This window comes from Pseudarthrobacter woesei, from assembly GCF_055412745.1.
In genome coordinates this window covers 245878-269140 of record NZ_JBVAYU010000003.1, presented here as the reverse complement: position 1 = coordinate 269140, position 23263 = coordinate 245878, and the positions used below count along the sequence as shown (strand labels likewise).

At 68.2% G+C, this 23263-nt stretch carries 20 protein-coding genes; 12 read left to right on the top strand and 8 right to left on the bottom strand.

The genetic code is table 11. From position 1 onward, the window contains the following. The first annotated feature begins 256 nt into the window (after window positions 1–256). From ACZYZE_RS06685 to ACZYZE_RS06665, 5 genes are all read left to right on the top strand, one after another. Window positions 257–1915 carry an ABC transporter substrate-binding protein gene (locus ACZYZE_RS06685; RefSeq protein ID WP_459320218.1) on the top strand — a complete coding sequence of 553 codons (1659 nt, stop codon included), beginning with the start codon at window positions 257–259 and terminating at the stop codon, window positions 1913–1915. A gap of 79 nt (window positions 1916–1994) precedes the next feature. Then, window positions 1995–3500: a malate:quinone oxidoreductase gene (locus ACZYZE_RS06680; RefSeq protein ID WP_463906946.1), complete on the top strand. Its 1506-nt coding sequence runs from the start codon at window positions 1995–1997 to the stop codon at window positions 3498–3500. A gap of 69 nt (window positions 3501–3569) precedes the next feature. Beyond that, window positions 3570–6800 carry an efflux RND transporter permease subunit gene (locus tag ACZYZE_RS06675; RefSeq protein WP_463906944.1) on the top strand — a complete coding sequence of 1077 codons (3231 nt, stop codon included), beginning with the start codon at window positions 3570–3572 and terminating at the stop codon, window positions 6798–6800. A gap of 127 nt (window positions 6801–6927) precedes the next feature. Beyond that, window positions 6928–8058: an LLM class flavin-dependent oxidoreductase gene (locus tag ACZYZE_RS06670; protein ID WP_463906942.1), complete on the top strand. Its 1131-nt coding sequence runs from the start codon at window positions 6928–6930 to the stop codon at window positions 8056–8058. Then, complete coding sequence (locus ACZYZE_RS06665; RefSeq protein ID WP_459320228.1) at window positions 8058–8519, top strand: MarR family winged helix-turn-helix transcriptional regulator; 462 nt, start codon at window positions 8058–8060, stop codon at window positions 8517–8519. The genes ACZYZE_RS06670 and ACZYZE_RS06665 overlap by 1 nt, the downstream gene beginning before the upstream one ends. 80 nt (window positions 8520–8599) lie before the next feature. Here the strand turns inward: ACZYZE_RS06665 and ACZYZE_RS06660 are convergent, their stop codons facing one another. Then, a complete protein-coding gene (locus tag ACZYZE_RS06660; RefSeq protein WP_463906940.1) occupies window positions 8600–9406 on the bottom strand; it encodes a transglutaminase-like domain-containing protein in 807 nt (268 codons plus the stop codon). 73 nt (window positions 9407–9479) lie between these two features. Beyond that, complete coding sequence (locus ACZYZE_RS06655) at window positions 9480–10310, bottom strand: hypothetical protein (protein ID WP_459320223.1); 831 nt, start codon at window positions 10308–10310, stop codon at window positions 9480–9482. Between the two features lie 399 nt (window positions 10311–10709). On the opposite strand from ACZYZE_RS06655, the gene ACZYZE_RS06650 reads away from it, so the two are divergent. Genes ACZYZE_RS06650 through ACZYZE_RS06640 form a run of 3 tightly spaced genes read left to right on the top strand, consistent with a single transcriptional unit; the run spans window position 10710 to window position 12490 of the window. After that, window positions 10710–11363, top strand: a complete 654-nt coding sequence (locus ACZYZE_RS06650; RefSeq protein ID WP_459320224.1) for a DUF1684 domain-containing protein — start codon at window positions 10710–10712, stop codon at window positions 11361–11363. Between the two features lie 31 nt (window positions 11364–11394). After that, entirely contained in the window at window positions 11395–11943 is a 549-nt protein-coding gene (locus ACZYZE_RS06645) for a DM13 domain-containing protein (RefSeq protein ID WP_459320225.1), read from the top strand. Between the two features lie 46 nt (window positions 11944–11989). Next, window positions 11990–12490, top strand: coding sequence for a GtrA family protein (locus ACZYZE_RS06640; RefSeq protein WP_463906937.1), 501 nt, complete (start codon window positions 11990–11992; stop codon window positions 12488–12490). Window positions 12491–12556: 66 nt separating this feature from the next. Here the strand turns inward: ACZYZE_RS06640 and ACZYZE_RS06635 are convergent, their stop codons facing one another. The 6 genes from ACZYZE_RS06635 to ACZYZE_RS06610 form a co-directional block, all read right to left on the bottom strand. After that, complete coding sequence (locus ACZYZE_RS06635) at window positions 12557–13723, bottom strand: cysteine desulfurase family protein (RefSeq protein ID WP_459318745.1); 1167 nt, start codon at window positions 13721–13723, stop codon at window positions 12557–12559. Beyond that, window positions 13720–14730 (bottom strand): carboxylating nicotinate-nucleotide diphosphorylase, encoded by a 1011-nt coding sequence (gene nadC, locus ACZYZE_RS06630; protein WP_459318746.1) that lies wholly within the window; start codon window positions 14728–14730, stop codon window positions 13720–13722. Before nadC ends, ACZYZE_RS06635 begins: the two co-directional genes overlap by 4 nt. Further along, window positions 14727–16463 carry an L-aspartate oxidase gene (nadB, locus tag ACZYZE_RS06625; RefSeq protein ID WP_463906935.1) on the bottom strand — a complete coding sequence of 579 codons (1737 nt, stop codon included), beginning with the start codon at window positions 16461–16463 and terminating at the stop codon, window positions 14727–14729. The genes nadC and nadB overlap by 4 nt, the downstream gene beginning before the upstream one ends. Then, the gene (gene nadA, locus ACZYZE_RS06620; RefSeq protein ID WP_463906933.1) at window positions 16460–17773 is read right to left on the bottom strand and encodes a quinolinate synthase NadA; all 1314 of its coding nucleotides are present in this window, start codon (window positions 17771–17773) and stop codon (window positions 16460–16462) included. The genes nadB and nadA overlap by 4 nt, the downstream gene beginning before the upstream one ends. Then, the gene (locus ACZYZE_RS06615) at window positions 17770–18486 is read right to left on the bottom strand and encodes an NUDIX hydrolase (RefSeq protein ID WP_459318830.1); all 717 of its coding nucleotides are present in this window, start codon (window positions 18484–18486) and stop codon (window positions 17770–17772) included. The genes nadA and ACZYZE_RS06615 overlap by 4 nt, the downstream gene beginning before the upstream one ends. A gap of 192 nt (window positions 18487–18678) precedes the next feature. Then, window positions 18679–19152: an Lrp/AsnC family transcriptional regulator gene (locus tag ACZYZE_RS06610; protein WP_463906931.1), complete on the bottom strand. Its 474-nt coding sequence runs from the start codon at window positions 19150–19152 to the stop codon at window positions 18679–18681. Between the two features lie 176 nt (window positions 19153–19328). Between ACZYZE_RS06610 and ACZYZE_RS06605 the strand changes: the two genes are divergently transcribed. The 4 genes from ACZYZE_RS06605 (at window position 19329) to ACZYZE_RS06590 (ending at window position 23260) form a co-directional block, all read left to right on the top strand. Continuing rightward, window positions 19329–20723, top strand: coding sequence for an amino acid permease (locus tag ACZYZE_RS06605; RefSeq protein ID WP_463906929.1), 1395 nt, complete (start codon window positions 19329–19331; stop codon window positions 20721–20723). Window positions 20724–20861: 138 nt separating this feature from the next. After that, entirely contained in the window at window positions 20862–21896 is a 1035-nt protein-coding gene (locus tag ACZYZE_RS06600) for a thiamine pyrophosphate-dependent enzyme (RefSeq protein WP_459318751.1), read from the top strand. Beyond that, a complete protein-coding gene (locus tag ACZYZE_RS06595) occupies window positions 21889–22938 on the top strand; it encodes an alpha-ketoacid dehydrogenase subunit beta (protein WP_459318752.1) in 1050 nt (349 codons plus the stop codon). Before ACZYZE_RS06600 ends, ACZYZE_RS06595 begins: the two co-directional genes overlap by 8 nt. Further along, window positions 22931–23260, top strand: coding sequence for a biotin/lipoyl-containing protein (locus ACZYZE_RS06590; protein ID WP_459318753.1), 330 nt, complete (start codon window positions 22931–22933; stop codon window positions 23258–23260). Before ACZYZE_RS06595 ends, ACZYZE_RS06590 begins: the two co-directional genes overlap by 8 nt. Window positions 23261–23263: the final 3 nt, after the last annotated feature.

Below are 23263 nucleotides of genomic sequence, written 5' to 3'. Positions count from 1 at the left end.
ACTCCTGCTCCGGTCTCAGCCTGACTCCCTGGACCGATTAGGAGAGGAGAAGGCCCGCACCCCGGTGCGGGCCTTCTCTTTGCCCGGGCGTTCCCACCGGCGGCGGGCGGGCCAACAGCCGCCGGCCGGGCCGGTCAACTAGACTGGGGCTGTTCCGCAGCCGGCGGTCCGCCCAGTTCCCAGAGGTGATTCCTGAGTGCCCAGCAGTACAGTACCCAGCAGTAGCGTGCGCCCCAGCACACTGCGACGCAGTACCATGCACCGCCTTGCATCCGGCCTCGGTGCCGTCCTCCTGATGCTTCCGCTCGCCTCGTGCACCGGATCACCCGCTCCCGCCCCCAGCTCTGCCACTGCTTCGGCCAGTGCTTCCGACGACGGCCCCAGCGCAGTCTTCACGTTCGGCACCGCCTCGCAGCCCCTCGGCCTCGATCCGGCCCTCGTCTCTGACATCGAGTCCTACCGGATCACCCGGCAGGTCCTCGAGGGGCTTGTCGGTGTGGACCAGACCACCGGACAGCCGACGCCGTTGCTCGCCACGGAGTGGAAATCCAGCGACGACGGCCGCAGCTACGATTTCAAGCTCCGCGAGAAGGTGACGTTCCACGACGGAGCGCCCTTTGATGCCGAGTCCGTCTGCAGCAATTTCAACCGCTGGTTCAACTTCCCGGAAGCGCTGCGGAAACAGGCCGCCGGCACCACCTTCAAGGGCGTCTTCAAAGCCCACGCCGATCAGGCGTCCCTCTCCATCTACAAGGGCTGCACCGCCGTTGCCCCGGACAACGTGAAGATCGAGCTCACCCAGCCCTTCACCGGATTCCTGCAGGCCCTGACACTCCCCGCCTTCGCGCTGTCCTCGCCCCAGGCCCTGGCGGCCCAGAACGCGGACGTACTCAACCAGAGCCGCGACGGGCAGCCCGTGTCGGGCTACGGCCTGCACCCGGTGGGAACCGGCCCCTATGTCTTCAGCTCCTGGGACAAGAGCAACGTCACGCTTGCCAGCAACAAAAACTATTGGGGGGACAAGGGCCGGATCGGGACGATCAACTTCGTCACCTACGACCACACCCAGACCCGGATGCAGGCCCTGCTCGACGGCAAGATCGACGCCTATGACGCCGTCACCGTGGGGAACTTCGACCAGCTGGTCAAACGCGGCAAGCAGATCATTCAGCGGGACCCGTTCTCCGTGATGTACCTCGGCATGAACCAGGAGGTCCCCATCCTGCAAAACCTCAAAGTCCGCCAGGCCATCGAAATGGCACTCGACAAGGACACCCTGATCCGCCGGTTCTTCATCGACAACACGGCCCAGGCCTCCCAGTTTGTCCCGCCGAAGCTCAGCGGCTTCAACAACAACGCCCCGTCCCTGGGCCACAACCCGGCCAAAGCCAAGGAATTGCTCACCGAGGCCGGCTACAAGGGCGAGGAACTGAAGTTCTATTACCCGCTCAACGTCACCCGGCCCTACCTCCCGACGCCGGAGAAGGTATATGCGGAGATCAGCAAGCAGTTGACCGCCGTCGGGCTGAACATCAAGCCGGTACCTGTTGACTGGTCCGAAGGCTACCTGCAGAAGGTCACGTCCTCCGGCGACCATGGCCTTCACCTGCTGGGCTGGAACGGGTCCTATTCGGATCAGGACAACTTCGTCGGCCCGCTCTTCGGGGAGAACACCGGGGAATTCGGGTACCAGGACCCGCAGGTCTTCTCCAAGATCGCCCGGGCCCGCGGGCTGCCGGACGGCAAGGAGCGCACGGAGCAGTACCAGACCATCAACGCCCAGATCGCTGCCACGGTGCCCGCCGTGCCTATCGCGTTCCCGATTTCCGCGCTGGCCCTCTCCGACCGTGTGCTGAAGTACCCGGCGTCGCCCGTCCTGAACGAAGTTTTCACGAAGATTGAACTAAAGCCTTGACGGACTGACCCAATTTCAGTTAGAAGGCACTGCGGGGATATTCTGTGACAGCCAGACCCGCTGCTATCGGAGACTGATTGTGACTTTCATTTCCAAGACCCAACATGCCGACGTCGTCCTGATTGGCGGCGGCATCATGAGCGCCACCCTCGGCGCTTTCCTCAAGCAGCTCGAACCGAACTGGACTATTTCCCTGTTCGAAAAGCTGGATGAGCCCGGTCTGGAAAGCTCCGGCCCCTGGAACAACGCCGGCACCGGACACGCCGCCCTGTGTGAGCTCAACTACTCCCCCGCCGCCAAAGACGGCTCGGTGGATCCTGCCAAGGCACTCATCATCAACGAGCAGTACCAGCTGTCCCGCCAGTTCTGGTCCCACCTGGTCACGAACGGGATGATTGGCTCCCCCAAGGGCTTCATCAACACCGTCCCGCACATGAGCTTCGTCATCGGCGAAGACAATGTCAGGTTCCTGCGCACCCGCTACGAGGCGCTCAAGCCGAACCCGCTGTTCCGTTCCATGGAATATTCCGAGGACCACGCGCAAATCGCCAAGTGGGCCCCGCTGATCGTCGAGGGCCGCGACCCGAACCAGCGCATCGCCGCCACCCGCGCCGCGGAAGGGACCGACGTCGACTTCGGCGCCCTGACCCGCGAGCTGACCACCTACCTCGGCGACAACGGGGTGGAGGTCAACTACGGCCACAACGTCGCCGGCATCAAGCGCGCGTCCGACGGCGGCTGGGACCTCTCGCTCAAGCACCCCAAGTCCGGCGAGCACGGCTCGATCCACGCGAAGTTCGTTTTCGTGGGGGCCGGCGGCGGCGCCCTCCACCTGCTGCAGGCCTCGGGCATTCCGGAAAGCAAAGGCTTCGGCGGCTTCCCGGTCTCCGGCCAGTTCTTCCGCTGCACGGATGAGACGCTCGCGGCCCAGCACAGCGCCAAAGTCTACGGCCAGGCATCCGTCGGCGCCCCGCCCATGTCCGTCCCGCACCTGGACACCCGCTACGTCAACGGCAAGCGTTCCCTGCTGTTCGGCCCGTACGCCGGCTTCTCCACGAACTTCCTGAAGAACGGCTCCTACCTGGACCTGCCGCTGTCCATCCGGCCCTCCAACATCATCCCGATGCTGGCCGTGGGCAAGGACAACATGGACCTCACCGCGTACCTGATCAAGGAAGTCGCGAAGCGGCACGGCGCCAAGGTCGAGGCCCTGCGTGAGTACTACCCGGCCGCAAAAGACGGCGACTGGGAACTCATCACCGCCGGCCAGCGTGTACAGATCATCAAGAAGGATCCGAAGAAAGGCGGCGTGCTGCAGTTCGGCACGGAAGTCATCGCCGTCCGCGACGGTTCCATCGGCGCCCTGCTGGGTGCGTCCCCGGGCGCGTCAACGGCGGTGCCGATTATGATCGAGCTGCTGCAGAAGTCCTTCCCGAAGCAGTTCAAAGGCTGGCAGAGCAGGTTCAAGGAGATGATGCCCGGCTATGGCGTCAAGCTCAACGAGAATCCGGACCTCGCCGCCCAGCTCGAAGCCGACACGGCCAAGGCGCTGCAGCTGGAACAGGTCAGCGCCCCGCGCAGCTGACACCCGCTCCGGGTTGCGGGCGCTTCACCTCTTTGACGTCCGTCCCTCGACCCACCAGGAGACCATGAGATGTTCCGGCTCGCAACGCTTTCGCTGGCAAACCGGGCCCTGATCGCGCTGGTCACCGTGTTCGCGTCCGTCTTCGGCGTGATCACGATGTCCTCGCTGAAGCAGGAGCTCATCCCGTCCATCGAGTTCCCGCAGATCACGGTCATCACCTCGATGCCCGGCGCCTCGCCGGAAGTCGTGGACAAGCAGGTCAGCGCCCCGCTCGAGACGGCGCTCAACGGCGTCGAAGGCCTGGAGTCGACGTCGTCCACCTCGCGCAACGGCGTCTCGCAGATCTCCATGGTGTTCACCTACGGCTCGAACCTGGACCGTGCCCGGAACCAGATCGACCGCGCCATCTCCAACGCCAAGCGGGCCCTGCCGGCCGATGTCCAGCCGCAGGCGATCGCCGGCAGCATCAGCGACTTCCCGATCGTCTTCCTCGCGGTCTCCGCGGACAAGCCGCTCAGCGAGCTGAACGCTGATCTGGCCCGGCTCAGCGTGCCGCGGCTGCAGAAGCTCGACGGCGTCCGCGGCGCCGATGTGACCGGCGGCGCCACCCAGCACATCAGGATCCTGCCGCGCCCCGAGGCGATGGCGGCGTCCGGCGCGAGCATCCAGTCCATCAGCAATGCGCTGAAGAACAACGGCGCCCTGATTCCCGCCGGCACCATCGAGGAACAGGGCAAGACCCTCTCGCTGCAGATCGGCAGCCCGGTGGCTTCCCTCGACGCGATCAGGGCCCTCCCGCTGGGAGGCGCCCGCGACGCCGCCACAATCGGCAGCGTCGCGGAGGTGAGCATCGCCGAGGATGCCCGCACCTCGATCACCCGGACCAACGGCAAGGAAACCCTGGCCCTGTCCGTCACGAAAAAGCCCGAGGGCGACACCGTCGCCATTTCCCACGCGGTGAAGGACTCCATCCCCCAGCTCGAGGCCGAACTCGGCTCCAACGCAAAGTTCACCCCGATCTTTGATCAGGCGCCGTTCATCGAGAAGTCCATCAAGGACCTCACCACCGAGGGTCTGCTGGGCCTGGGCTTCGCCGTCGCTGTGATCCTGGTCTTCCTGATGTCCGTGCGCGCCACGCTGGTGACGGCCGTGTCCATCCCGCTGTCCCTGCTGATCACGTTCATCGGGCTTTCGGCCACCGGCTACTCGCTGAACATCCTGACCCTTGGGGCGCTCACCATCGCGATCGGCCGTGTTGTGGACGACTCGATCGTGGTGATCGAGAACATCAAGCGCCACCTGAGCTACGGCGAGCAGAAGATCACCGCGATCCTGACATCCATCCGCGAGGTCGCCGGCGCCATCACCGCATCGACCCTGACCACCGTGGCCGTGTTCCTGCCGATCGCCTTTGTGGCCGGCCTGGCAGGCGAACTGTTCCGGCCGTTCGCGATGACAGTCACCATCGCGCTGCTGTCCTCGCTGCTGGTATCGCTGACCATCGTGCCGGTGCTGGCGTACTGGTTCCTGCGGAATCCCGCCGACAAGGCCGGCGCATCGGAATCCTCCGCCCGGGAGATCGCGGCGAAGGCCCACGAGGCCGAGCAGCGCACCGTGCTGCAGCGCGGCTACATGCCGATCCTGACCAAGACCCAGAAGCACCCGGTGGTGACCCTGATCGCTGCCGTCCTGGTCCTCGGCGGCACCGCCGCCATGTCCCCGCTGCTGGCCACGGATCTGCTGGGCAGCTCGGGCGAAAACAGCATGACCGTCCGGCAGGGCCTCCCCGCCGGCACCAGCCTGGCCGAGGCCGGCGCCGCCGCCATCAAGGTCGAGGAGGTGCTGCGGGAGATCGACGGCGTCAGGGACGTCCAGGTCACCACCGGCAATGCCCGGACCGGCTTCTCCGCGCTGTTGTCCGCCGGTGCCTCGAACTCGTCCTTCACCGTGGTGACGGAGGAGAAAGCCAACCAGGGCAAACTTAAGGAAACCGTCCGCCAGGAGCTCGCCAGGATTCCTGATTCCGGCAAGATCACCGTGGGCTCTCAGCAGGGCGGCTTCGGCACAACGTCGACGGTGGACATCACCCTTAAGGCGGCCACCACCGCGGACCTCCGGACCGCGAGCGATGCCATGGTCACGGCCATGGACGGCGTCCCCGGCTCCTCCGAGGTGGCCACCAACCTGGCCGCCAGCCAGCCGGTGGTGCAGGTCAAGGTGGACCGGGCCAAGGCCGTCGCCGCAGGCCTGAACGAGGAACAGGTGGCCGGTGTGCTGGCAGCCACGATCAGCCCCATCCCGGCCGGAAGCGTGCGCCTCGACACCAACGACTTCCCGGTCCGGATCGGCGAAGGCACCCGCTTCACCAGCATCGGCGCTGTCAGGGACATACCGCTCCCGACGGCTCGTGGCCCCGTGACGCTGGGCAGCATCGCCTCCGTGGAGCAGGTGGACGTGCCCGTCTCGATCACCGCGAGCAACGGCCAGCGGACCGCGCGCGTCTCCGTCACGCCGTCGGGCGCCAACCTCGGCGCGGTGAGCACGGAAGTACAGGCGCGGCTCAAGACCGTCCAGCTGCCGCCGGGTGTCACGGCTGAGATCGGCGGCGCGACGACGCAGCAGGCCGAATCCTTCGCCCAGCTCGGCCTGGCCCTGCTGGCAGCCATCGCGATCGTGTACGTGATCATGGTCGCGGCGTTCAAGTCGCTCATCCAGCCGCTGATTCTGCTCGTCTCCGTACCGTTCGCGGCCACCGGCGCCATCGGGCTGCTGCTGGTGACCGGTGTGCCGCTGGGACTGCCCTCGCTGATCGGCATGCTGATGCTGGTGGGCATTGTGGTGACCAATGCGATTGTGCTGATCGACCTCATCAACCAGTACCGCCGGCCGGCGAACGGCGAGCCCGGGATGAGCGTGGCGGACGCGATCACACACGGCGCCCGCCAGCGCCTGCGGCCGATCCTCATGACAGCCCTGGCCACCGTGTTCGCGCTGACGCCGATGGCCCTGGGCCTGACCGGCGGAGGAGGCTTCATCTCGCAGCCCCTGGCGATCGTGGTGATCGGCGGCCTGATCTCCTCCACGGCGCTGACCCTGGTCCTGGTGCCGGTGCTGTACCGGCTCGTGGAGGGACGGCGCGAAAGGAAGGCGCTGGCGAAGGCGGACGCCGCGCCGCCGGCACCGGAATCGGCCTCCCGCGGCCGGCGGGCCAAGCCCACCCCGCCCGACGCTGCGGCCGCCTCGGCCGCCGCAGCCGAACACGCCGGCGAGCCGGACGAGGCCCCGGCCCTCCGCAACTAGCCAGCCCCTCCACCACAGGGAATATTCGCCAGTGGGTGGCGTTGTACCGGTCGATAGATGCAAATGCATGTATATCGGTTATACTGGAACCAGCTCCGGGATCCCTCCGGCCACGGAAAGGCACATCATGCAGATCGGCGTATTCAGCGTCAGCGATATCACCACCGACCCCACCACGGGCCGCACTCCCACGGAGCACGAACGCATCAAGGCGTCCGTGGCGATCGCCAAAAAGGTCGAGGAAATAGGCATGGATGTTTATGCCATCGGCGAGCACCACAACCGTCCGTTCTTCTCCTCCTCCCCCACCACCACACTCGCCTACATCGCCGCCCAGACCGAGCGCATCATCCTGTCCACGACGACGACGCTGATCACCACCAATGACCCGGTGAAGATCGCTGAGGACTTCGCGATGCTGCAGCACCTGGCCGACGGCCGCGTTGACCTGGTCCTGGGGCGCGGCAACACCGCCCCGGTCTACCCGTGGTTCGGCAAGAACATCCAGGACGGGATCGAACTCGCGATAGAGAACTACTCCCTGCTGCGCCGCCTCTGGGACGAGGACACCGTGAACTGGTCCGGCAAGTTCCGCACCCCGCTGCAGAATTTCACCTCCACCCCGCGCCCGCTCGACGGCGTCGCACCCTTCGTGTGGCACGGCTCCATCCGCACCCCGCAGATCGCCGAAGTGGCCGCCTACTACGGCGACGGTTTCTTCGCGAACAACATCTTCTGGCCCAAGGAGCACTACCAGCAGCTGATCAGCCTCTACCGCGAACGCTACGAGCACTATGGCCACGGCACGGCGGACCAGGCGATCGTGGGCCTCGGCGGCCAGTTCTTCATGCGGCGGAACTCGCAGGACGCCGTCAAGGAGTTCCGCCCCTACTTCGACAACGCCCCGGTCTACGGCCACGGCCCCTCACTCGAGGACTTCACCTCGCAGACCCCGCTGACCGTTGGCAGCCCGCAGGAAGTCATCGAAAAGACCCTGAGCTTCCGGGAGTACTTCGGCGACTACCAGCGCCAGCTGTTCCTGATCGACCACGCCGGGCTGCCGCTGAAAACGGTCCTCGAGCAGCTGGACCTGTTCGGCGAAGAGGTCCTGCCGGTGCTTCGCAAGGAATACGCCGCACTCACCCCGGCCCATGTTCCGGAGCCGCCGACGCACGCCGGACGGGTGGCCGCCTCACTGGCTGCAGCCGGTCAGTCCGCCGGCACCACCACCAGCCCCGCCGGCACCACGAGCTCATGATGTCCGCCAAAACCACCGGGTCACCCGTACGTCTGGCCGCGGAAACCTGGGAATCCCTGTTCCGCGCCCAGGTGGCGGTGATGCGCAGACTGCAGGCGGCTCCCGCGTTCAAGGCCCTGCCGCTCAATGAATACGACGTGCTCTTTACGCTCTCCCGGTGTCCGTCCGGGTGGCTCCGACAGAACGAGCTCAACGATCACATCCTGCTCAGCCAGTCCAGCCTGAGCCGTCTTGTGGAACGGCTGGAAAAGCGCGGACTCGTGGAGCGGAAGCCCGTTCCCGAGGACGGCCGCGGGGTGCAGATCAAGCTCACCGAGGACGGCTGGGAGCTGCAGAGGCAGATCGGCCGGGAGCACGTCCGCGACATCGCGACCCTGGTTGGCCCGGCCCTTACGGCCGCCGAACAGCAGGAACTGCTGCGCCTGACGGAGAAGCTGCGGGCATCGGTGACAGCACGCTAGGTTTGTCCCGGGCGACGCCGACCCTGGCGAACGCCGACCCCGCGAACTGTGCCCCTGGCGACCGGCGTGCCTGGCGACCGCTAGCGGAGGGCGACGAGCTTCGACGGATCCTCGTCCGGCAGTTCGCCGTTGACGATCGCGGTGACCCTGAGTTCCGTCAGCGACAGGCTCCCGCCCACCGTGGACAGGAACGCGGTATCCGAGGAATCGCGGCCGGCGGTGATCCGCAGCATGCTTTCGCGCGGCGCCAGGCCGGTCGGGTCGATCACATGCCATGCCCCGTTGATGTATGCCTCGGCCACCGCATGGAAGTCCATCGGACTCAGCCCGGGGGCGTACACCGCGGCCAGCCGGGCCGGTACGTTTTTGGAGCGCAGGAGTGAGATCGCCAGATGGGCGAAGTCCCGGCAGACCCCGCGGCGGTGCAGGAGGGTCTCGACCGCGCCGTCGGTCCCCCGCGAGGATCCGCCGATATAGCGCAGTTCGCTGAAGACCCAGTTGCGGACGGCGTGCAGGAGTTCCGCGCCCTGGAGGCCGCCGAATTCCGCGTAGGCGGTGGGCAGGAGCCGGTCGGACTCGGCGTAACGGCTGGGACGCACATAGCGGATGAGTTCCATCAGCCCCGCTTCTTCTTCCAGCGCGAAGCCCGTGACGGTGGCGGTGTACTCCACGAGGACCTCGGCGGGTTCCGCGAACTCCATGTAGTGGAATCGGCCGCCGTGGTGGTCCGATAGCTCTGTCAGCGGGACGGCCCCGCCGCCGGACGTCACGGAGAGCGACTCCTCGAAGCTGTCGTAGCCGGCGTTGCGTGCCACCGAAACCGCCAGGGCGACCTTGGTGTCCGCCACGGTGCTGAAGGCCAGGCGGGCGGCTGCGGTGCGTTCCATGTATCTCCGGGGTGTGAGGTAACGGCGGGTGTCGTCGTCGCTCCCGGCCACGGCGTGTGCGGGCGGGGCGGGACTAGTTTTTGATCTTCAGAGACATTAGCATCCGCTGGACGTTGGCGAATTCCGAGCCCTCGTTGACGTATTTCGCCGCTTGGTCCAGGGTGTCGAAGGACTTCGCCGGGGCCACTTTCTGGTCGGGGGCGAGCGGTTTCAGGACCGTCACGTCACCGAAGGAGTAGTCGCCGGTGCCCCCGGGCCCGCGAACCATGTTCTGCAGCGCACAGGATTTTCCGCCGGCACCGCCCACGATGTTGGTGACGCCGTAGGACCCGAAGTACTTGTAGCCCTGGATCACCCGGAATACGACATGCGGGTCAATAGTCCCGTCGCCGTCCCGGTGCGGCAACTCCACCGGGACGCTGCTCACGACGACGTACGGTTTGGCGGCGTCATCCGGACAGGCCGGGGCGGGCTGCGGCGCCAAACCGGTCTGCAGGGTGGCAAGGTAACCGCCCTTGGCGTCCTTGACCTCGATCTTGAGCGCGCCCGGCATGGTTCCCGGTTCGGGCGTCACGGACTGGGCAATCCACTCCTGCGGGAGCTCGAAGCTGACGTTCTTCGCCGGATCGGCAAAGACTTTCCAGGCCGACGCCGTCGAGCCGGGTGTCGGCGAACCGGAGGCCGTGGCATCGGGCGAGGCGCCCGGCGCGGCGCTGCCCGCGGACGGGTCCGCCGCCGTCGTGCTGCCGCCTGAGGTGCCGCTCGGGCTGGAGCCAGCCGTCCAGGCCGGCGTCCCTTTGCCCTCAGTGCTGCAGCCGGAAAGCGCGGCGGCGGTGACCGCCAGCGCCACGGCGATCCGGACCCCGCGGGCCTTGGTTCCCCGAAATGTCTGCGTCCCAGTCATGGTGCCAGCGTAGCCCTGACCCGGCCCGCTTAGAGTTTCCGGATCAGCGTTTCGTAGAAGCTGACGCCGCCGGGCGTCTCCTCGTTGTTGCCGGCCGTTGTCATCGAGGGTGCCGCGGCCCCACGCGCAGGTCCCGTCGTCGTGGCCGGAGAAAGACGGCCGTGGACAGCCGGGGCAACGCGGCGATGAACGCCTCAAACTCGCCGGTCTCCGCCTCGCCGGGAGCCCGGCTCGACACGGTGCGGTCCCGCACGAGTTCGGCGAGCGAGGCGGCGGCGCGGCTGAGGGTCCCTGCGGCGGTGGTGTTCCGCGTGCGCGAAAGCTTACGTCCGGGCGGGGTGTTCGAGGGGGCAATCGGCGGGAGAAAATGCCGCGGAGAAAGCGGGATACGCTGGGGACATGGCGGATCACGAATTTGGGGAAAGTGTGGCGGACATCTCCGCAGTCGACATCGCGGACTGGCGGCTCCGGACCTTTGCACTCTATGCCACCGTGCGGAAGCTCGCCACGGAGGACCCGGCCGAGGCCCACTCCTATTGGCGCCACGAACGGGACCGGATGTTCGGTACCCACCCCGCCTCGCCGCTCACGGCCGCCGCGAAGTCGCGCTTCGACGGACTCAAGACGGCGGACTACGATCCGATCTACCGCTTCCACATCCCGCTGACCAGCGAGGGTGCCGGACGGGAAATGAATGTGGAGACGGGGACCGACGGCCTGGTCCGCTTCGTCCGGCTCGGCACCCTGGACCTGCCGGAGCTGGGCCAGCTCGCCGTCTGGAAACTCAACGGCTACGGCGGTGGCATCTTCGTGCCCTTCCGTGACGCGACGGCCGGGCAGCCCGGCGGGAGCTATGGCGCCGGCCGCTACCTGCTGGACACCATCAAGGGCGCCTACCACGGAGCCCACGGCACCGGCCCGGAGGCCGAGTTCGTGGTGGACTTCAACTTCGCCTACAACCCCTCCTGTGCCTACAACGAAGCCTGGGCCTGTCCCCTCCCCGGACCGTCCAACCGGCTCGCCGTGGAGATCCCGGTCGGCGAACTGTACTGACCCCGCACCCGGGCGGGCGTAGTCTCGGACTATGGAAACTCGACGACGACGACGCCTCCTGACTGCGTTCGCGGTGCTGGCGGCCGTTGCGGTCGTCGTTGGGGCGGCACTCTTCCAACCCTGGCGGCTCTTCACCAGCAGCACCCTCGACGAGCCGCTGCCGGCTGCGGCTACCGCCCCGGCGTCGCCGGCCGTGTCGGGCACGCCGGCCGCCCCCCACCCGTCGCTTCCTGCCCCGCTGCCCCATGAGCTGGGACGGGGGTCCTTCCAGTCCCAGGAACACCCGACCAGCGGCACGGCGCTGCTGCTGCAACTCCCGGACGGGTCACGGGTACTTCGGCTGGAAGACATGGCCAGCAGCGACGGACCGGACATCAAGATCTGGCTGAGTGATTTGGACGCCGGCGGCGACTGGTTCAAGTACCGCTCCGGCCGATATCTGGATCTTGGCACCATCAAGGCCACCCACGGCAACCAGAACTACCAGATTCCCCCTGAAGTGGACCTGACCGGGTTCAGGACGGTGGTCCTTTGGTGCGACCGGTTCAGCGTGGCATTCGGCTCCGCCGGCCTCACCTGACGGGTCCGCTGCCGGAAAACGGGCCCCGGTGTGACAGGCTTGAGCGATGGAATCCGCTGCGCCCGCCACCGAGCTCGGGCAGCCGTCATCTCCCGCAGAGACCCCCCTCAGAGAGAAGCACCGCCGCCACCCCGGAATCCTCCGGTATCCGGCGGTCCGGCAACTGATCCGGTTCACCGGCGTCGGCATCGTCTGCACGGTAACTTCCCTGGCGCTCTACGCCTTCCTCCGCCCGTACCTCGGCTCGCAGCCGGCCAACGCGGCAGCCCTCATCCTCACCTCGGTGATGAACACGGCGCTGAACCGGCGGCTGACGTTCAAAATCACCGAACGGCACCGGATGAAACGCGACCACCTCAACGGGCTGATCGTGATCCTGGTGGCACTGGTCATTACCGGCGGAAGCCTGGCGGTGCTGCACTGGGTCAACCCCGATGCCACCGTGACCGACGAGCTCTGGACCACAACGCTTGCCGGCTTCGTGGCCACCGCAGTGCGCTTCACCCTGCTGAGGCACTGGATCTTCCGGCGCGCCCGGCACCGCTGACCCCGCCTGCCCATCTGACCCGCAGCAGGGGCCGTTCTGGGCGCTCAGAACGGCCCCTGCTGCGAGCTAGTTGGGGCGAGTCGTTGGGCCGAGGGCCTGGACACTGCCGACGGCGATGCGCACGGCGGCCGCCGCCTCCTGGAGTTCGGCTGCCGTAATCGCTGAATCGAAGCTGAACCGCACCGCCGTCTGCGCGACGTCGGCATCGATCCCCATCGCGCGCAGCACCGGGGACGGCTGGTCCGAACCGGCAGCGCAGGCGGAGCCGCTGGAGCAGATGACGCCCTGGCGTTCGAGTTCCAGCAGCACGGACTCGCCGCTGGTTCCTGGGAAGCAGAACGACGCCACGGAGGGAAGCCGCCCGGACGGGTGGCCGGTGAGAACCGCGCCGGGAACACCGGCCAGCACTGTCCGGATGAAGTCATCGCGCAGTGCGGCAATCCGCGCCGCAGGCTCCTGGGACCCCCTGGCCAGGGTAAGCGCCGTCGCGAGCGCCACGGCGCCGGCAACGTTTTCGGTGCCCGAGCGGCGGCCCCGCTCCTGCCCTCCGCCATGGATCACGGGCTCCAGCCGGGTCCGGCCGCGCACGAAGAGCGCCCCGTTCCCCTTCGGCGCGCCCAGCTTGTGGCCGGAGAGGCTCAGCGCATCCACGCCGAGGGCGGCGGTGTCGAGCGGCAGCCAGCCGGCGGCCTGGACGGCGTCGGTATGGAACGGGATGCCCTGCGCGCGGGCCAGCGCGGCGAGCCGGGCAATCGGCTGCACCGTGCCCACCTCGTTGTTGGCGTACATGATGCTGACCAAGGCAGTCTCGGGCCGGAGGACCGCGGCGAGGGCCGCCTCGGTGACGCGGCCGTAGGGGTCCACCGGCACCACGTCGACGGCGAAGCCGTGCACCCGTTCGAGGTACCGGGCGGATTCCTCCACGGCGGGATGTTCGACGGCGCTGATCACCACCCGTTCCCGCCGCGGGTCAGCGGCGCGGTGGGCCAGGGCAATGCCCTTGACGGCCAGGTTGTCCGCTTCCGTGCCTCCGGAGGTGAAGATGACCTCTCCAGGGCGGCAGCCCAGCGCCTTGGCTGTCGCGGCCCGCGCCCCGGCGAGCGCTGTGGCGGCGGCGTCACCGAGGGAATGGTGGCTCGAGGGGTTGCCGAACTCCCCCGTGAGGTAGGGCCACATGGCCTCAAGCACCTCACGGCGGACCGGCGTCGTGGCCGCGGCATCGAGGAAAATCATGGCGTTCGTCGGCCTGCCGACGGTCCGGTGCCGGGGTCACGGCCGGCGTCGGTGCCGGGTTCAGGGTCGAGCTCAATGTCGAGGCCGAGGTCCAGGGCCGCGACGCTGTGGGTGAGCCCGCCGATCGAGATGACGTCCACCCCGGTCGCGGCGATGCCGGCAACCGTGGCCAGGCTGACGTTGCCGCTGGCCTCGACCCGGGCACGGCCGTCGACCAGTGCCACCCCGGCGGCGAGCTCCGCCAGGGAAAAGTTGTCCAGCATGATGGTGTCCACCCCGGCGGCGAGCACAGGTTCGATCTGCTCCATGCTGTCCACCTCCACCTCGAAGTGCGTGGTGTGCCCCAGCCGCGCCTTGGCTTCCCGCAGCACGGCCGTGAGCTTCGACGCATCTCCCCCGGTGAGGACGGCCAGGTGGTTGTCCTTGGCCAGTACGGCGTCGGACAGGCTGAAGCGGTGGTTTGTGCCGCCGCCGCAGCGGACGGCGTAGCGTTCGAGCACACGCAGCCCCGGCGTCGTCTTCCGGGTATCGGTGATCCGCGCCCCGGTTCCGTCAACCAGCGCGACGAACTCCGCCGTCTTCGTGGCGATGGCGCTCATCCGCTGGACCAGGTTCAGTGCCACGCGTTCGGCCAGCAGCACCGCGCGGGCGTTCCCGGTGACCCTCGCGAGCGGCGTTCCGGCGGCAAAGGCCGTGCCGTCCGCAACGAGGAGAACGACGGCGGCGCCGGGGTCCGTGAGCTTCATTGCGGCAGCGAACACCTCGCCGCCGCTGAGGACGCCAGGCACGCGGGCGGCCAGGACCGCCGTCGCCCGGGCGTCGGCGGGGATGAGCACCTGTGACGTGATATCCCCGTACGGTGCGTCCTCCAGCAGGGCCGCCCGCAGGACGGCGTCGACGGCGGCTGCGGGCAGCGTCCCGGCGAGCGCCGTCGACGTTGACGGCGTGGTTGAACGCTCCGCGATAGCGTGCACCGCGGTGGTTGCAGCGGCAGCGGGTGCTGTCATGAGGAGATCCTTTGCTTGGAACGGGATGCGGCGGTGTGCCGGTGGCCTGATCTGCCTGCCGGCGAGGCCGAGCGGGAAGGGGCAGCGAGAACCGCGGGGCGTGCGTCGTCGGCATCGGCGCGGTAGTGGGCGCCGACGGAACCGGTCCGCTGCCGTGCCGCTGCCACGAGCAACCGGGCGGCAAGCAGCAGGTTCCGCTCCTCGTGGGCGGACTGCTCGAGGGGGGTCGTGGGATGCGCGGCCGGGGTGGCTGCAGCCCACTCGTCGAGCTGGGCCGCGGCGGCGTCGAGTTCGGCGCCGGTGCGCAACACACCGGCGGCGCCGGTCATCAGGCGACGCAGGGCGGCCAGGCTGAAGGGAGTGGTTGCCACCCGAGGGAAGCGGAACTCGGGCAGTTCGGGCCGCGGACCGGCGGCGGACCCCGCAGGGGCCGAATCGGCGGCGTCCTGCCTGGCGAGGGGGGCACGCAGGAAAGCTTCGACCGCACGCCGGCCGAAAACCAGCCCTTCCAGCAGCGAATTGCTGGCCAGCCGGTTGGCTCCCTGCACCCCCGTGCACGCCACTTCGCCGGCGGCGTACAGCCCCGGGACGGAGGTGCGCCCCCAGAGGTCGGTGGACACGCCGCCCATCCAGTAGTGGGCCGCCGGAGACACCGGAAGCGGTTCCGCGGTCCAGTCGTAGCCCGCGGCGCGGGTGGCCGCACTGATGGTGGGGAACCGCCGGACCAGGAACCCCGGACCGCGGGCGGCCTCGATCCCCCGGGCGTCCAGGTACACCGGGCTGTCCGCGGCCGCCCCCGTGACGGCCAGGTGCAGCGCGATGCTGCGGGAGACGACGTCGCGCGGGGCCAGTTCCGCGTCGGGATGGTAGTCCGGCATAAAGCGGTAACCGGCGGCGTCCAGCAGGACTGCCCCCTCGCCGCGGACCGCCTCGGAAATGAGCAGCGCCGGCGGCCCGCCCGAAACCTCGGCCGCGGCCAGCGTGGTGGGGTGGAACTGGAAGAATTCGAGGTCCCGCACCGCCGCCCCGGCGCGCCAGGCCAGGGCGAGGCCGTCGGCTGTGGCAATGGAGGGGTTGCTGGTCCGGGCGAAGAGCCTGCCGGCGCCGCCTGTGGCGAGCAGCACCGCATCGGCGGCCAGCCGCCTGGATTGTCCGTTGGCGAGGTAGGCGACGCCGGTCACGCGGGAGGCGCCCGCCGTCGGGCTCCCGGCGCCGGTCAGGAGTTCGGTCACGAAGGCGCCCGTCTCGACCCGGAGCCTGCCCTGCACGGCGCGCTCGAGGACGGCGGCGACGAGGGCGCGGGTGATCCGGGCGCCGGTCGCGTCGCCGCCGGCGTGCAGGATGCGGGCGGCCGAGTGCGCGGCCTCAAGCCCCAGCGCGGGGCCGCCGTCGGGCTCTGCGTCGAAGTGCACGCCGAACCGGCGGAGCCCGGCGATGTCCCGGACGGCCCCGGCGCACAGGATCCGCACGGCCTCGGGGTCGTTGAGCCCCGCGCCGGCGGCGAGGGTGTCGGCGATGTGGGCCGCGACGGAATCGCCCGGGGCCGCCTCCCCCGGCGCGAGGACGGCCGAGACGCCGCCCTGGGCGTAGAAAGTGTTGCTTTGTTCGAGGGTCCCCTTGCTCAGGAGCACCACCTCGCAGGCCGGCCCGCCGTCCAGGACGGCGTCCGTGGCGAGCAGCGCAGCGTACAGCCCGGCGATCCCGCTGCCCACCACCACCAGTCGCCTGGTCACGGCCGCGCCGCCAGCATACGCTCCAGGGCGATCCGTGCCGGGGCCGCGACGGCGTCCTCCACCGTGATGCGGTTGACCACTTCGCCCCGGACCAGCGCTTCCAGGACCCAGGCGAGGTAGCCGGGGTGGATGCGGTACATCGTGGAGCAGGGGCAGATCACCGGGTCCAGGCAGAAGATGGTGTGCTGCGGGTATTCCGCGGCCAGCCGGTTAACCATGTTGATCTCGGTGCCGATCGCAAACGTGGTGGGTTCGGTGGCGGCGGCGATGGCCTTCCTGATGAAGTCGGTGGACCCGGCGGCATCGGCGGCGTCCACCACCTCCATGGGGCATTCGGGGTGCACAATCACCTGCACGCCCGGGAACCCGGCGCGGGCCTTCTGGATCTGGCCCACATTGAAGCGCTTGTGCACCGAGCAGAAGCCGTGCCAGAGGATCACGCGGGAATCGAGCAGCGCCTGTTCCTCGTTGCCGCCGAGGTCCTTGCGCGGGTTCCACATGGGCATCTGCTCCAGCGGCACGCCCATGGCCTTGGCGGTGTTGCGGCCCAAGTGCTGGTCAGGGAAGAACAGCACACGCTGGCCGCGCTCGAACGCCCACTCCAGCACCGTGGCGGCGTTGGAGGACGTGCAGACGATGCCGCCGTGTTCCCCGCAGAAGCCCTTCAGGGCTGCGGAGGAGTTCATGTAGGTGACCGGGATGACCGGAACCCGGCCGTCGGCGTCGGGCTCGGTGCCGAACAGTTCCTCCAGCTGTTCCCAGCACTCGGTCACGGAGTCGATGTCCGCCATGTCCGCCATGGAGCACCCCGCGGCGAGGTTGGGCAGGATCACGGCCTGGTCCGGCCGGGACAGGATGTCCGCGGTCTCTGCCATGAAGTGCACGCCGCAGAAGATGATGGCCTCGGCGTCGGGCCGGGTCAGCGCGGCATTCGCCAGCTGGAAGGAGTCGCCCACGAAGTCGGCGTATTCGATCACTTCGTCGCGCTGGTAGAAGTGCCCCAGAACGACGGCGCGGTCCCCCAGCGCCGCTTTGGCGGCACGGATCCGGGCGTCGAGTTCGGCGTCGCCGGCGATCTTGTATTCCTCGGGCAGCTGGCCCTGCCGGGGAGTGGACGCCGGGGCTGCGTCGCCCACGGAGGCGCCGGGGCCGTAGGCGGGCACACCCGCGAGGGCCTCGGCGAGGTCGTAGTCCCAGGGCCCGCGGGCGAGCGCCGGGCTGCAGGTGGAGGATGTTGCCCTGCCCTTGGCGCTGTTGCTGGTGGCCTGTTCGCGCGTGATCAGCTGGATGGCCGTGTTAACGCTGCTCATGGTGTGCTCCTGTTGTCTGGGTCAAGGCCTGGGCGGCCGGTAAAGCGGTAGAGCCGGGGCGGGCGGTGTTTGCCGCCCTGCAGGTACTGGCCGGTTTCTTCGATCTCCGGAGTGGCTTTGACCTGCCGGCGGAAGTTGGCCGGGTCCAGTTCGCGGTCCAGGACGGCCTCGTAGACCTCCCGGACCTGGGCCAGGGTGAAGTACTCGCCGAGCAGGTGGTACGCGATGGACCCGTAGGCCATCTTGTTGCGCAGCCGCCAGAGCGCGTAGTCGATGATGGCGTTGTGGTCGAAGGCGAGCTCGCCGAGGCGGTCCGCCCGGAACCAGCGGACGTTCTCCGACTCGTCTGCGAGCGCGGCCTCGGTCGGCTGGACCAGCGCCCAGTACACGATCGACACGACGCGCTGGGTCGGTGAGCGGTGCAGCCCGCCGAAGGCGTAGAGCTGTTCGAGGTAGCTGGGGGCCAGCCCGGTGGTTTCCTGCAGGTTCCGGGAGGCGGCGTCCGGCAGGGATTCGGAGTGGGTCAGCGGGCCGCCGGGTAGTGCCCACAGCCCCTTGAATGGTTCGCGGATCCGGCGCACCAGCGGGATCCACAGGGTGGGGCGCCCCGACCGCTCGCTGGGGCGGAGCGCGAAGATCACGGTGGAGATAGCCAACGACGGCGGCGCCAGCTGGCGTTCGGCGACGTTGGCGGCTGTTGTGTAAACGGTGATCCACCCCGCATTCTCAGGATCCTGACCGGTCCTCTTGGGACTGTCCTGACGCTCCGGTCCAACCACCGGATTAGTTATAGTCAATTTGACTAGAACTAATTCTACGACGTCACCGGCCGGGTGCAAAATGTTTCAGCGCACCCTTCGGGGCTTCCGCCGGGGCGCGGGGGCCGGGCGCGGGGGCCGCCCTGCTCACCTTCCCCCGGCGGCGGCTTCCAGCAGCGGCAGGGTACGGCCCTGGAAGTGCGTGTTGAGCACGATCACGGAGGAGGACCTCAGCACTGTCCTCGTGGCGATCATCGCATCCAGCACCCGCTGCAGGTCCGGGTTGGAGCGGGCCGCAATGCGCGCCATCAGGTCCGAACTGCCGGAGACGGTATGGATCTCGATCAGTTCCGGGATCTCCGCGAGGGCCTCGACCACCGCGTCGTGCCCCAGGTCCTGGTTGATCGTCAGGGAACAGAATGCCACCACCGGAAAGCCGAAGTGGCCAGGATCCGGTTGCGGCACCCACGAGCCTATGACGCCACTGCCCTGCATCCGGTCCAGCCGTGACTGCACGGTGGCGCGGGCAACCTTGAGCACACGGGAGGCTTCCAACACCGAGGCCCGGGGTGAATCCGTGAAGAATCGGACAATCTTCGCGTCCAGGGAATCAACGTCCATCGAATATTCCTCCCACACGAGCATTCGCACGACAAACCGTTGCAGAAACCTCGTTTCTGGCCAACAAACTGTCACCATGCTCTCACGGCTGGCGCACGGAGACCGTGCCCGCTCGCGGTAAATTCAATAGGTCCCATAAGGACCCACAGATCCAAACCACACAAAGGTTCGCCAGCATGACAATGAAGTCCACCGCGGAGCGCCCCGGCCTGAAACTTGGCCACAGCATGAAGCCACGCCAACTCACCATGATGGGACTCGGCAGCGCCATCGGCGCCGGCCTGTTCCTGGGATCGGGAGCCGGAGTCCAGGCCGCCGGACCTGCCGTCCTGATTTCCTACCTGGTCGCGGGAACCCTGATCATCCTCGTGATGTGGGCCCTCGGCGAGATGGCAGCCGCCAACCCCAACAGCGGTGCGTTCTCCGTTTACGCCGCAAAGGCCATGGGCAGGACCGCGGGAGCCACCGTGGGCTGGCTCTGGTGGCTGCAGCTCGTCGTCGTCATCGCCGCAGAAGCCCTTGGCGCGGCCGGACTGCTTTCCACGGTGTGGCCGGTCATCCCGGTCTGGGCCCTGGCCCTGATCTTTATGGTCCTGTTCACGGCCATCAACCTCGCCGGGGTGAAGAACTTCGGTGAGTTCGAGTTCTGGTTCGCCATTCTCAAGGTTGCCGCCATCCTGCTGTTCCTGGGAATCGGCACCGCCCTGCTGCTGGGCTGGCTGCCGGACGTCCCCTCCCCGGGACTGGGCAACATCACCTCCGACTTCGCCCCGGATGGCCTCGGCGGAATCGCCAGCGCGCTCTTCGTCGTGATCTTCGCCTTCGGCGGCACCGAGATTGTCAGCGTGGCCGCCGCCGAGACTGAGAACCCCCAGCACAGCGTGGGCCAGGCGATCCGCACGGTCGTGTGGCGGATCCTTGTCTTCTACATCGGCTCCGTCTTCGTCATCGCCGCGGTCCTGCCGTACACCTCGGAAGCGCTGAAGTCCCCGTTCGCCGGCGTCCTTGACCTGGCCGGCATCCCCGGTGCCGGTGCCGCCATCACCCTGGTGGCCGTCGTCGCTCTCCTCTCGGCCCTGAATGCGAATCTGTACGGCGCCTCCCGGATGGTCTTCTCGCTGTCCGAACGCGGCGAGGCCCCCCGGTTCCTGTCGAAGATCAACAAGGCACGGGTGCCGATGGTCGCCGTCGGCGTCTCGGTGGCGTTCGGCTTCCTGGCCGCCGTGCTGGAACTGCTCTTCCCGGAGCAGATCCTCCCGGCACTGTTCCAGTTGGTCGGTTCGACCTGCCTGATCGTCTGGGGCTCCGCCCTCGTGTCCCAGCTGATCCTCCGCCGCCGGGCAGACCGTGATGGCACCGCCCTGCCACTGCGGATGAGGGGCTTCCCGGGCCTGACGATTTTCGGGCTTGTACTCCTCGCCCTGATCTTCGCCGTCGGCTTCAGCAGCCCGGACAGCAGCAGGCAGCTCTTCAGCACCATCGCCCTGGTCGCCGGGATCGCCGCGGCCTGCTGGATCGGCGCCCGGCTCACCCGCAGCCGCCACACCGAGCCCGCCGACACCGGGAAGTAACCGAACCAAGCCACACGATCTGACCAGACTGCACAAATTGCAAAGCCCGGCGCGAGTCCGGCTGGCACTCTTGTGCAGTCTGGTCAGTGATTTAACGGCGGATTGCACAGATCCGGGCGGGTGACTAGGGTCACAGTCATGGACACACTTCCCGCGGCTTCCGGCGGCGCCGCCGAACCGCTCACCCCCGCCCAGCTCCGCGAGCTCTATTCGCTGATGGTGGCCGTCCGCCATCTCGACACCTCGGCCATTTCGTGGCAGCGGCAGGGCATCATCCCCGGCTACGCCCCCGAGCTCGGCCAGGAAGCGGCCCAGGTGGGCAGCGGCTACGCCGTGGACACCACCCGCGACTTCGTCTTCCCCACCTACCGCGAAATGGGCGTCGCCCGCACCATGGGCGTTGACATGGTGGCCTACATGTCCACCCACAAGGCCACCTGGCACGGCGGCCTCTACGACCCGCAGGTATCCCGGCTCGCCCCGATCCAGGCCGTGGTGGCCGGCTCCGTGCTGCACGCCGTCGGCTGGGCCCACGGCCAGACGCTGGATCGACAGGACGGCGTCGCGATGACGTACTTCGGCGACGGCGCCTCCTCCCAGGGCGACGTCCACGAGGCGCTGAACTTCGCCGCCGTGATGAAAGCCCCCGTGGTGTTCTTCGTCCAGAACAACGGCTGGGCGATCTCCGTCCCCACCGAGCGCCAGGTGGCCGGCGGCTCCGTCGCCGCCCGCGCCGCCGGCTACGGCATGCCCGCACTGCAGATCGACGGCGACGACGTCGTCGCCGTCGTCGAGGCCACCCGGCGCGCCTTTGCGCACGCCCGGGCAGGCAACGGCCCCGTGCTCATCGAGGCCATGACGTACCGCCGCGGACCGCACTCGACCTCCGATGACCCGGGACGCTACCGCTCCCTCGACGAGGAGCGCGACGGCGCCGGCGTAGACCCGCTGGAACGCTTCCGGCAGCGGCTGCTCGCCGACGGCATCGCGGACGAGGCGTTCTTCGCCGAAGCCCTGGCCGCGGCCAAGGCCGAGGAGGAGCAGATCCGCACCGGCATCCAGGCGCTCGGATCCCGCCCCGGCACCGAAATGTTTGACCTGGTCTTCCAGGAAACCACCCCGGCCCTGCAGGCCCAGGCCGCCACCTGGCGCGAGGAGTCAGAACATGTCTAACTCGATTCTCGAAGGCGCAACCGGCACCGCTGGCGCCCCCGCCGCAACCACCACGGTGATGTCCATGCAGCAGGCCCTTAACCGGGCCCTCGACGAGGTGCTGGCGGAGAACCCCAGAGCCGTCATCTTCGGCGAGGACTGCGGCCGGCTCGGCGGGGTCTTCCGCATCACCGACGGACTGCAGGCCAAGCACGGCGAGCAGCGCGTCTTCGACACCCCGCTCGCGGAATCCGGCATCCTCGGCATGTCCGTGGGCCTGGCGATGGCCGGCTTCCACCCGATCCCCGAAGTCCAGTTCGACGGCTTCGCCTACCCGGCCATCAACCAGATCGTCTGCCAGATCGCCCGGATGAACTACCGCAGCCGCGGCACCCTGCCGATGCCGATCACGCTCCGGGTTCCCAGCTTCGGCGGCATCCGCGCGCCCGAACACCACGGCGAAAGCCTCGAGGCGCTCTTCGCGCACGTGCCCGGGCTCAAGGTGGTCTCGCCCTCGAACCCGCATGAGGCCTACCACCTGCTCAAGTACGCCGCCACGCGCCCGGACCCGGTGATCTTTATGGAGCCGAAGTCCCGCTACTGGCAGAAGGGCGAGGTCGACGTCGCCAGGCACGATGCAGGCAGCGGCTCCCCCACCGGCGCCAAGGTCATGCGCGGGGGCCGCCACCTCACGCTCGTCGCCTGGGGCGCCATGGTGGCCCGCTGCCTGCAGGTGGCCGAACTCGCCGCCGAGGACGGGATCGACATCGAAGTCCTGGACCTGCGCTGGCTCAAGCCCATCGATGCCGAGGCGCTGGCCGCCTCCGTGCGCAAGACGCGCCGCGCCGTCGTCGTCCATGAGGCGCCGCTGACTTCCGGGCTGGGCGCCGAAGTGGCCCAGCTGATCACCCAGGCATGCTTCGACACGCTCAAGGCGCCGGTGGAACGCGTCACCGGCTTCGACGTCCCGTACCCTTCGGGGGATCTGGAAGACGAATACATCCCGAACATTGACCGGATTCTCTTTGGCATCCAGCGAGTATTGGAGTACAAACGTGGCTGAAATTTCCTTCCCGCTCCCGGACCTCGGCGAGGGCCTGATCGAGGCCACCGTGCTGGAATGGCTTGTGGCCCCGGGCGACCAGGTGGAGCGGAACCAGCCCCTCGTCGAGGTGGAAACCACCAAATCCGCCGTTGAATTGCCCAGCCCGCAGGCAGGTAAGGTGGTGCGTATCCACGGCGGGCCCGGGGACACGATCAATGTCGGCGAGCCCCTGATTGTGTTTGAGGTGCCGGACAATACCGCCGGCATCGTGGGCACGGTACCGAAGGAAGAGGCACCGAAGCGCCGGGTCCGCCTGAGCGCCGTACTTGACGAGGACTGACAC

Coding starts and splice junctions, on each gene's coding strand:
- ACZYZE_RS06650 (WP_459320224.1), top strand. CDS start 10,710: ATGGCGGATCACGAATTTGGGGAAAGTGTGGCGGACATCTCCGCAGTC.
- ACZYZE_RS06605 (WP_463906929.1), top strand. CDS start 19,329: ATGACAATGAAGTCCACCGCGGAGCGCCCCGGCCTGAAACTTGGCCAC.
- nadA (WP_463906933.1), bottom strand. CDS start 17,773: ATGAGCAGCGTTAACACGGCCATCCAGCTGATCACGCGCGAACAGGCC.
- ACZYZE_RS06675 (WP_463906944.1), top strand. CDS start 3,570: ATGTTCCGGCTCGCAACGCTTTCGCTGGCAAACCGGGCCCTGATCGCG.
- ACZYZE_RS06635 (WP_459318745.1), bottom strand. CDS start 13,723: ATGATTTTCCTCGATGCCGCGGCCACGACGCCGGTCCGCCGTGAGGTG.
- ACZYZE_RS06595 (WP_459318752.1), top strand. CDS start 21,889: ATGTCTAACTCGATTCTCGAAGGCGCAACCGGCACCGCTGGCGCCCCC.
- ACZYZE_RS06600 (WP_459318751.1), top strand. CDS start 20,862: ATGGACACACTTCCCGCGGCTTCCGGCGGCGCCGCCGAACCGCTCACC.
- ACZYZE_RS06640 (WP_463906937.1), top strand. CDS start 11,990: ATGGAATCCGCTGCGCCCGCCACCGAGCTCGGGCAGCCGTCATCTCCC.
- ACZYZE_RS06685 (WP_459320218.1), top strand. CDS start 257: ATGCACCGCCTTGCATCCGGCCTCGGTGCCGTCCTCCTGATGCTTCCG.
- ACZYZE_RS06665 (WP_459320228.1), top strand. CDS start 8,058: ATGTCCGCCAAAACCACCGGGTCACCCGTACGTCTGGCCGCGGAAACC.
- ACZYZE_RS06660 (WP_463906940.1), bottom strand. CDS start 9,406: ATGGAACGCACCGCAGCCGCCCGCCTGGCCTTCAGCACCGTGGCGGAC.
- ACZYZE_RS06645 (WP_459320225.1), top strand. CDS start 11,395: ATGGAAACTCGACGACGACGACGCCTCCTGACTGCGTTCGCGGTGCTG.
- nadC (WP_459318746.1), bottom strand. CDS start 14,730: ATGACAGCACCCGCTGCCGCTGCAACCACCGCGGTGCACGCTATCGCG.
- ACZYZE_RS06655 (WP_459320223.1), bottom strand. CDS start 10,310: ATGACTGGGACGCAGACATTTCGGGGAACCAAGGCCCGCGGGGTCCGG.
- ACZYZE_RS06670 (WP_463906942.1), top strand. CDS start 6,928: ATGCAGATCGGCGTATTCAGCGTCAGCGATATCACCACCGACCCCACC.
- ACZYZE_RS06610 (WP_463906931.1), bottom strand. CDS start 19,152: ATGGACGTTGATTCCCTGGACGCGAAGATTGTCCGATTCTTCACGGAT.